General features: G+C 69.3%; 8 protein-coding genes, 2 tRNA genes and 1 pseudogene. 9 read left to right on the top strand and 2 right to left on the bottom strand.

Annotated features, from left to right (window positions below; all coding sequences use genetic code 11):
• The 3 genes and pseudogenes from HCJ94_RS29005 to HCJ94_RS28995 all read left to right on the top strand — a co-directional run.
• Positions 1-375, top strand: a pseudogene (locus HCJ94_RS29005) (epoxide hydrolase); the annotation flags it as partial.
• A gap of 147 nt (positions 376-522) precedes the next feature.
• Positions 523-1,248 carry a P-loop nucleotide/nucleoside kinase family protein gene (locus HCJ94_RS29000; RefSeq protein ID WP_168004186.1) on the top strand — a complete coding sequence of 242 codons (726 nt, stop codon included), beginning with the start codon at positions 523-525 and terminating at the stop codon, positions 1,246-1,248.
• A 9-nt stretch (positions 1,249-1,257) separates the two neighbouring features.
• Entirely contained in the window at positions 1,258-1,743 is a 486-nt protein-coding gene (locus HCJ94_RS28995) for a GNAT family N-acetyltransferase (RefSeq protein WP_168004185.1), read from the top strand.
• 46 nt (positions 1,744-1,789) lie between these two features.
• Here HCJ94_RS28995 and HCJ94_RS28990 read toward each other — a convergent pair.
• Positions 1,790-1,863, bottom strand: a tRNA-Gly gene (locus HCJ94_RS28990).
• Positions 1,864-2,176: 313 nt separating this feature from the next.
• On the opposite strand from HCJ94_RS28990, the gene HCJ94_RS28985 reads away from it, so the two are divergent.
• From HCJ94_RS28985 to HCJ94_RS28960, 6 genes are all read left to right on the top strand, one after another.
• Positions 2,177-2,250: transfer RNA gene (locus HCJ94_RS28985), tRNA-Pro, on the top strand.
• A gap of 143 nt (positions 2,251-2,393) precedes the next feature.
• A complete protein-coding gene (tig, locus tag HCJ94_RS28980) occupies positions 2,394-3,740 on the top strand; it encodes a trigger factor (protein WP_168004184.1) in 1,347 nt (448 codons plus the stop codon).
• Between the two features lie 173 nt (positions 3,741-3,913).
• The gene (locus HCJ94_RS28975; RefSeq protein WP_168004183.1) at positions 3,914-4,555 is read left to right on the top strand and encodes a ClpP family protease; all 642 of its coding nucleotides are present in this window, start codon (positions 3,914-3,916) and stop codon (positions 4,553-4,555) included.
• Positions 4,556-4,569: 14 nt separating this feature from the next.
• On the top strand, positions 4,570-5,232 hold the full coding sequence (locus tag HCJ94_RS28970; RefSeq protein WP_168004182.1) for an ATP-dependent Clp protease proteolytic subunit: 663 nt from the start codon (positions 4,570-4,572) through the stop codon (positions 5,230-5,232).
• 210 nt (positions 5,233-5,442) lie between these two features.
• On the top strand, positions 5,443-6,732 hold the full coding sequence (clpX, locus tag HCJ94_RS28965; RefSeq protein WP_168004181.1) for an ATP-dependent Clp protease ATP-binding subunit ClpX: 1,290 nt from the start codon (positions 5,443-5,445) through the stop codon (positions 6,730-6,732).
• Positions 6,733-6,819: 87 nt separating this feature from the next.
• Complete coding sequence (locus tag HCJ94_RS28960; RefSeq protein ID WP_168004180.1) at positions 6,820-7,617, top strand: carbon-nitrogen hydrolase family protein; 798 nt, start codon at positions 6,820-6,822, stop codon at positions 7,615-7,617.
• A 27-nt stretch (positions 7,618-7,644) separates the two neighbouring features.
• On the opposite strand, the gene HCJ94_RS28955 is transcribed toward HCJ94_RS28960, so the two are convergent.
• Entirely contained in the window at positions 7,645-7,860 is a 216-nt protein-coding gene (locus HCJ94_RS28955; RefSeq protein WP_168004179.1) for a hypothetical protein, read from the bottom strand.
• Between the last annotated feature and the right edge of the window lie 617 nt (positions 7,861-8,477).

The raw sequence follows: 8,477 nt of genomic DNA, 5'->3' as shown, positions 1-8,477 counted from the left end.
TACAAGATGTCCCGCGCGTTCGTCGACGGGCAGCCGACGGGCGGCCTCACCCGGGACGCCATCGTCGACAACATCACGCTGTACTGGCTGACCGGCACCGGTGCCTCGGCCGCCCGGTGGTACTGGGAATTCGGACGGTTCCGGGCCGCGGCCCAAGCTTCCGGCCAGGCTCCTCCGCCGGTCTCGGTTCCGGTCGGTTTCACGACGTTCCCCGGCGAGATCTGGGCTGCCCCGCGCAGCTGGGTCGAGGCGGTCTACCCCAACCCCGCGTACTTCAACGAGGTCGACAAGGGCGGCCACTTCGCCGCCTGGGAGGAGCCCGACGTGTTCGCGACCGAGGTGCGGGCCGCCTTCCGGCCGCTGCGGAAATCCTGAGCCGCTCCGGTTCGCGCGACGACGGTAGCGCGCTCGTGGTGACGAGCCGCCGCCGGCCGCCGCTACTGGCCCACGGATGGCCCGCACCGCCCTGGTGACAGGCTCGGCACGTCGACAGCGTTTCTGCGGGTCTGCCAAGATCGGCGGATGTTGGCGAAGAAACGGCCGGTGGTGATCGCTGTCTGCGGTTGTCCGGGGGCTGGGAAGACCACCGTTGCCGCTGCGACGGCCGGCCGCTTCGGTATCCCGTTCCTGACCCGTGACGAGATCAAGACAGGCCTGGGGCTGTCCTCCGCCTCCGTCGCCGAGGACGGCAGGGTCCGGCTCGACCGGGACTTCCACGTCGCCGGTGGTCCCGTCAGCCTCCGGGCTGAGGCCGTGATGGTCGACGTCGTCCGGCTGCTCGCGGCCTCAGGGGTGAGCTTCGTCGTGGAGTCCTCGGTGTTGTCCCACGAGCTGCTGGACGTGCTGGTCGCGGGTGGCACCCGGGTGCTGGCTGTTCACGTCGTCGCCCAGGAGGCGGTCATCGGCCAGCGACTTGGTGCTCGGGCGGCCGAGGGCGGGGCCGTCGACCAGCAGCTCCTATCCCTGTTCCAGCGGGGCGAGATGAAGCGGTCGATCTTCGAACCGCCGGAGGGTGTCGACGCCGTCGTCGAGCTCGACACCTCACACGGTGGAGACCCGGCCGTCGAGACGATCGTGGCAGCAGTCATCGCCCTGCTCGGGCCGCCAGGAACGGGAGGCGACTCGTTACCGATCGAGCCGGCAACGGATCACCGGCCACGGCCGGCAACACGATCCGCCCCCGCTGGACCAGATCAGGCGCGGCCTGCGACGCCTGTTGATTTGCCGCCGGTCAGCCCAGTCGGATAGGAAGCCCGCGTGCTCAGGGGCAGCAAGATCGGGCTCAGGGCCCGGCACGAGGACGACATCCCGATCCTGCGGGCCGAGCTCTACGACGACGTCGTCAACGCCTCGCGGTCCGAAGGCCGGCCTTGGCGGCCGATCACGCCCGGCTCCAAGGACCCGCGGCTCGTGGTGGACGACACGGAGCAGGGGCACGTCCCGTTCTCGGTGGTCGAGCTGGACGGCGGCACGCTGGTCGGCACCGCGACGCTGTGGGGCATCGACAACCACAGCCGGTCCGCGCACATCGGGCTGGGGCTGCGGCCGTCCTTCCGCGGCAAGGGCTACGGCACCGACGTGGTCGCGGTCCTGTGCCACTACGGTTTTGTCGTGCGCGGCCTGCAGCGGCTGCAGATCGAGACGTTGTCGGACAACGCCGCGATCGTGGCGCAAGCGGCCAACCTCTCGCCCCAGTGGATGGCACGCGGATGGCATGCAAGATCCGGGATGGGGGAGAAGTGAACAGGCCCAGGTGCCGCGATCATGCGTTTACCTGGGCCTTCGTGGGTGGAGCGGGCGACGGGAATCGAACCCGCACCGTCAGTTTGGAAGACTGAAGCTCTGCCATTGAGCTACGCCCGCGTGCGCACCTCGACAAGGTGGCGCGCCGACAGCGTACCCAATGCCGCCGTCGCCCGCGCAGCCGCGCCCGGCGTGCCGTCGCACCAAGATCCGCGCACCTTCACGGGAAGAGCGGCCTCCGACGGCGGAACGGCGGTCGACACCACACTTTCCCTGAAGTTGCGGCCTCCGCGCCCCGGCGGGGCGGCCTTCGCGGCGCGGCCTCCGCGCCCGGCGGGGCGGCCTTCGCGGCGCCTTCGGGACGCGGACACGCGTCGGCGGACGCCCCGGAGGACTCCGGGCGGGCGCGGACGGCATAGACTGCTTCCCGCCACGGGGTGTGGCGCAGCTTGGTAGCGCACTCGCTTTGGGAGCGAGGGGCCGTGGGTTCAAATCCCGCCACCCCGACTGTCGTCCGCGGCCGGGCCATCCCGGGCGCCGCCGTTCGCCGCGCGGTTCCCGGGCGCTGCCGACCGGCCGCGCCGGCTCGCCTACACTCGATGGGCTGTTAGAGCGCCCAGACCAACCGAGATCCGTCAAGGAGTACGCCTGTGAAGAGCACCGTCGAGACTCTGAGCCCGACGCGCGTGCGGCTCGCCATCGAGGTGCCGTTCGTCGAGCTCGAGCCGAGCCTCAAGAAGGCGTACCGGGAGATCGGCCAGCAGGTCCAGGTTCCCGGCTTCCGCCGGGGCAAGGTTCCGACCGCCGTGATCGACCAGCGGGTCGGTCGGGGCACCGTCCTCAACGAGGCGGTCCAGGAGGCCATCCCGCAGAACATCCTCGCCGCGGTCCGCGAGCATGACCTGAAGACGCTGGGCCGGCCCGAGGTCGAGATCACCGAGTTCGCCGACGGCGACTCGCTCAACTTCACCGCCGAGGTCGACGTCCGCCCCGAGATCACCCTGCCGGACCTGGCCACCATCGAGGTGACCGTGGACGAGCTGCAGATCGACGACAGCGAGATCGACGCCCAGGTGACCAGCCTGCGCGAGCGGTTCGCCACCCTGAAGACCGTCGAGCGGGCCGCCGCCGAGGGCGACTACGTGCAGATCGACCTGAACGCGACGGTCGACGGCGAGGACGTGCCGGGTGGTTCGGCGAGCAACATCTCGCACGAGGTCGGCAGCCAGCAGCTCCTGCCGGGCCTGGACGAGGCCGTCGTCGGCCTCGCCGCCGGCGAGAGCACCACCTTCACCACCCAGCTCGTCGGCGGCGACTACGCCGGCCGGGACGCCGAGGTGTCGGTGACCGTCCGCACGGTCAAGGAGAAGGAGCTCCCCGAGCTCAACGACGAGTTCGCCCAGATGGCGAGCGAGTTCGACACCATCGAGGAGCTCCGCAACGACCTGCGCGAGCGGGTGACCCGGGGCAAGCGGGTCGAGCAGATCTACGCCGCGCGCGACAAGGCCCTCGAGCAGCTGGTCGAGGCCGCCGAGGTGCCGGCGCCGGAGGGCGTCGTCCGCGAGGAGGTCGAGAGCCGCAAGGCGGCGATGGTCGACCAGCTGGAGCGCATCGGTGCCTCGCTGGAGGAGTACCTCGCGGCCGAGGAGAAGACCGAGGAGCAGATCGACGAGGAGCTGGCCGAGGCGGCCACGCAGGGCGTCAAGATCCAGCTCCTGCTGGACACGATCGCCGACGCGGAGGACACCCAGGTCTCCGACGACGAGTTCGGGCACGAGATCGTCCACCGGGCGCAGCGCGCCGGGATGCCCCCGCAGCAGTACTACGACCAGCTCGTCCGCTCGGGCGCCGCGGGTGCCGTCTACGGCGACGTCCGCCGCGGCAAGGCGCTGGCTTCGATCATGGAGCGGATCACGATCAAGGACACCGCCGGCAACGAGGTGAGCCTGGACGCGCTGCGCGCCGAGAGCGAGGCCGAGCACGACCACGAGCACTGATCGTCGCGGTGCGGCCGCCGTCCATCCCTCGCGGTTGGGCGGCGGCCGAAACCCGTTTCCGGGGTACGCCCCGACGGGGCTGCGCTGAGAGCGAACAGTGCCCCGACCGGGACTCTGCCGTCCGGCTGAGCGGTTAGTGTCGGGTAGGACGGTACGGAGAGCGAAGGGCTGCCATGACCGACATGCACATCCCAGCGACGCCGCTCCGGGCGATCGACGCCCGAGGTGGCGACACCATTGGCAACCTCGACGACTCGGTCTACAACCGGTTGCTCAAGGAGCGGATCATCTTCCTGGGCAGCGAGGTGACCGACCAGGTCGCCAACCGCATCTGCGCGCAGCTTCTGCTGCTCGCCGCGGAGGACCCGGACCGCGACATCAACCTCTGGATCAACTCCCCGGGTGGCTCGGTCTACTCGGGCATGGCGATCTACGACACGATGCAGTTCATCGACAACGACGTGTCGACCGTGGCGATGGGCATGGCGGCCTCGATGGGCCAGCTGCTGCTCTGCGCGGGCACCAAGGGCAAGCGCTACGCCCTGCCGCACGCGCGGATCATGATGCACCAGCCGTCCGGGGGCATGGGGGGCACCGCGGCGGACATCGCCATCCAGGCGGAGCAGATGCTCTACACGAAGCGGATGTTCCAGGAGCGGGTCGCCTTCCACACCGGCCAGAACCCCGCGCAGATCGAGGCCGACTCGGACCGTGACCGTTGGTTCACCGCCCAGGAGGCCGTGGACTACGGCTTCATCGACAAGGTGATCACCGGAGCCGCCCAGGTTCCGGAAGGCGCCGGGACCCTGAGCTGAGCGAGGAGCTGACGATGACCGACCTGAGCCTTCCGCCGCAGTTCGCGGCCGTGCACAACCGCTACGTCCTGCCGTCGTTCGTCGAGCGCACGTCGTACGGGGTCAAGGAGTCCAACCCGTACAACAAGCTCTTCGAGGACCGGATCATCTTCCTCGGCGTCCAGGTGGACGACGCGTCGGCCAACGACGTGATGGCCCAGCTGCTGACGCTGGAGGGCACGGACCCGGACCGCGACATCATCATGTACATCAACTCGCCCGGTGGCTCGTTCACGGCCATGACGGCGATCTACGACACCATGCAGTACGTCCGTCCGGACATCCAGACGGTCTGCCTGGGCCAGGCGGCCAGCGCGGCGGCGGTGCTGCTCGCCGCCGGCACGCCGGGCAAGCGGATGGCCCTTCCGAACTCGCGGATCATCATCCACCAGCCGGCCACCGAGGGCGGCTACGGGCAGGGCTCGGACATCGAGATCCAGGCCCGGGAGATCCTGCGGATGCGGACCCAGCTGGAGGAGATGCTCTCGCGGCACTGCAACCAGCCGATCGAGAAGGTCCGCAAGGACATCGACCGTGACAAGATCATGACGGCCGAGGAGTCCAAGGAGTACGGGCTGGTGGACACGATCCTCACCAGCCGCAAGAAGGGTCTGCTGGCCGCCAACGCCGCCAGCTGAGCAGCACGATTGGAGGTCGGTCGGGGGTCCGCTCCCGGCCGACCTCTGACACACCCGTTTTGGGGGTCGGAGAAATTCGCGCCAGCGGGTAACGTCGGGTCTGTACCGCTTCGCTGGCCCCCTGGCCGGCGGGGGCAACAAGGACGGGCGGCGCGCAGCGTCCGCAGGTCATGGCCGGGTCCCCGGCCGATGAGTGCAGGGAGAACGTAGGTGGCACGGATCGGTGACGGCGGCGACCTACTGAAGTGCTCCTTCTGCGGCAAGTCGCAGAAGCAGGTCAAGAAGCTCATCGCGGGCCCCGGGGTCTACATCTGCGACGAGTGCATCGATCTCTGCAACGAGATCATCGAGGAGGAGCTGGCCGAGTCCGGCGAGGTGAAGTGGGAAGAGCTTCCCAAGCCGATGGAGATCTGCCAGTTCCTCGACAACTACGTCGTCGGCCAGGACCAGGCCAAGAAGGCGCTCGCCGTAGCGGTCTACAACCACTACAAGCGGATCCAGGCCGACTCCGCCGGTGCCCCCGGCACCGACAGCGTCGAGGTGGCGAAGTCCAACATCCTGCTCCTCGGCCCGACAGGATGTGGCAAGACGCACCTCGCCCAGACCCTGGCACGGATGCTCAACGTCCCCTTCGCCATCGCGGACGCCACGGCCCTCACGGAGGCCGGCTACGTCGGCGAGGACGTGGAGAACATCCTCCTCAAGCTGATCCAGGCCGCCGACTACGACATCAAGCGCGCCGAGACCGGGATCATCTACATCGACGAGGTCGACAAGATCGCGCGGAAGTCGGAGAACCCGTCGATCACCCGGGACGTCTCCGGCGAGGGTGTGCAGCAGGCCCTGCTGAAGATGCTGGAGGGCACGGTCGCGAACGTGCCGCCCCAGGGCGGCCGTAAGCACCCGCACCAGGAGTTCATCCAGATCGACACCACCAACGTGCTGTTCATCTGCGGTGGCGCCTTCGCCGGCCTCGACCAGATCATCGAGGCGCGCACCGGTCACGGCGGCACCGGCTTCGGGGCCCGGCTCCGGTCCGTCTCCGAGCGCTCGACGGACGACATCTTCAGCCAGGTGATGCCGGAGGACATGCTGAAGTTCGGCCTGATCCCCGAGTTCATCGGCCGACTCCCGGTTATCACCAGCGTGCGCAGTCTCGACCGCACCGCCCTGGTCCGGATCCTCACCGAGCCCCGGAACGCCCTCGTCCGGCAGTACCAGCGTCTCTTCGAGCTGGACGGCGTCGAGCTGGAGTTCGAGCCGTCGGCGCTGGAGGCGATCGCCGACCAGGCGATGCTCCGTGGCACCGGCGCCCGCGGCCTCCGCGCGATCATGGAAGAGGTCCTGCTCTCCGTGATGTACGAGGTTCCGAGCAACCCCGACGCCGCCCGCGTGCTGATCACCCGTGAGGTGGTCCTGGAGAACGTGAACCCGACGATCGTCCCGCGCGAGTTCACCGGTCGGCGGGCCCGCCGGGACCGCGAGGAGAAGTCCGCCTGACCCGTCCGCCGGCGCCGCCGTGAAACGCTCATCGCGGCGGCGCCCGGTCCTGTCGCCGGAGCCCTTCCCGCACGTACGCTGATGCCCATGCGCGTCGCCGTCTGCCAGCTCAACGCCCGGGACGACCGCAAGGTGAACCTGGCGGCCGCGGAGCTCCTGCTGGAGCGCGCCGCCGCCGGCGGCGCCGACCTCGCGGTCCTGCCCGAGTACGTGGACTACCTCGGTCCCGCCGCCGGTCTTCTGGATCCGGAGCCGGTCGACGGCGAGGTGGGGCAGTTCTTCGCCGCCGTCGCCCGACGGCTCGGCATGTGGGTCGTTGCCGGCTCGATCCACGAGCGCGGCCCGGATCCGGACCACACCTACAACACGTCGCTGGTCTTCGACCGGTCCGGCACCCTCGCCGCCTCCTACCGCAAGATCCACCTGTACGACGTGGAGATCCCCGGCCGGGTGTCGTACCTCGAATCGGCCACGGTCGCACCCGGCGCGCAGCCGGTGGTCGTCGACGTCGAGGGTCTGCGGGTCGGCCTGTCGATCTGCTACGACCTGCGCTTCCCCGAGCTCTACCGGCAGCTCACCACGGACGGCGGCGCCCAGCTGCTCGTCGTTCCCGCGGCCTTCATGTTGCATACCGGCCGGGACCACTGGGAGGTGCTGCTGCGGGCGCGGGCGATCGAGAACCAGTGCTTCGTGGCCGCTGCCGGCCAGACGGGGGATCACGAGCCGGGCCGGACCTGCTTCGGGCGCAGCATGGTGGTCGACCCGTGGGGTCTCGTCCTCACCCAGGTGCCCGACGGCCAGGGTGTCGCGATCGCCGACCTCGACCTGGACCGGCTGCGCACCATCAGAGCGGAGTTGCCGAGCCTGGCCAACCGCCGCCTCTAGCCGCCGGCGCTCGTCCCTAGCCCGTCCCTAGTCCTGGAGCAGTACGCCCACCGTCGCCAGGCCGGCGATGGCCGCGGCCGTCACCAGCAGAGCGGTCGTCATGCGGGACGGACCGCGGCGGGCCAGGCGGCCGACCGAGAGCACCAGGACCACGAGAACGAACGCGGCGATGACCAACTGCCAGAACGGCAGCAGCAGTCCGAGCAGCGCGTCCTCGGCGAGCACCACCGTCAGGTCAGCCATGCCAGCCACTCTCGCACGCCGGTGCCGCGCGTGGTGGGTGGTAGCGGGGCGGAAGCGACTCCGCCAGCGCGTATCCCCGCCGGGCGGGAATGAGTCCGGCGGCCGTGCCGTTGCACCCCGTGCAGGCCGCTGTGCACGGCGATCAAATCCAGTGACGGATCTTGATTTGCCTTCGTCGGCGCGTCCGCGTAACTTTCTCTCTGCACGCGGGAGGCCGGACAAACCGGCCGAGAACGGGCGCCAGGCTCGTGGCGGAGACGCCGAGCGAGACTGAGAACTGGGCGGTGCGAGGAACTCCGGAAAGACGGAGTTGCGATCGCGAAGCCGACCAGGTAGAGTTCTGAAGCCGGCAGGGAGCCGGGCGGATGATCGCCAAGCGATTGTCGGCCGGTCTTGCCGCTTCCCACGACAGTAACGACCGCCGGGTACGGCGTGCGTCATCGTGGATCCGGACCGCACCAAGTCGATCACCTGGGCGACCAAGTTGACGACGAGGGATGGGACGGGTAGGTTCGAGAGGTTGCCCCGGACGGGTTCCCACGATGTGGGAGCTCGGATGGTGTGTGGTTGTTCTTTGAGAACTCAACAGGGTGCTTGATAAGCCAGTGCCAAATTGT

This window comes from Micromonospora thermarum (genome assembly GCF_012034245.1).
GTDB lineage: Bacteria > Actinomycetota > Actinomycetes > Mycobacteriales > Micromonosporaceae > Micromonospora > Micromonospora thermarum.
The sequence above is the reverse complement of the archived record's forward strand: the minus strand, read 5'-3'. Positions and strand labels throughout refer to the sequence as shown.

Bases quoted from the DNA above. Each gene is read 5' to 3' on its own strand.
- HCJ94_RS29000 (WP_168004186.1), top strand. From the start codon at position 523: ATGTTGGCGAAGAAACGGCCGGTGGTGATCGCTGTCTGCGGTTGTCCG.
- HCJ94_RS28975 (WP_168004183.1), top strand. From the start codon at position 3,914: ATGACCGACATGCACATCCCAGCGACGCCGCTCCGGGCGATCGACGCC.
- HCJ94_RS28970 (WP_168004182.1), top strand. From the start codon at position 4,570: ATGACCGACCTGAGCCTTCCGCCGCAGTTCGCGGCCGTGCACAACCGC.
- HCJ94_RS28960 (WP_168004180.1), top strand. From the start codon at position 6,820: ATGCGCGTCGCCGTCTGCCAGCTCAACGCCCGGGACGACCGCAAGGTG.
- HCJ94_RS28955 (WP_168004179.1), bottom strand. From the start codon at position 7,860: ATGGCTGACCTGACGGTGGTGCTCGCCGAGGACGCGCTGCTCGGACTG.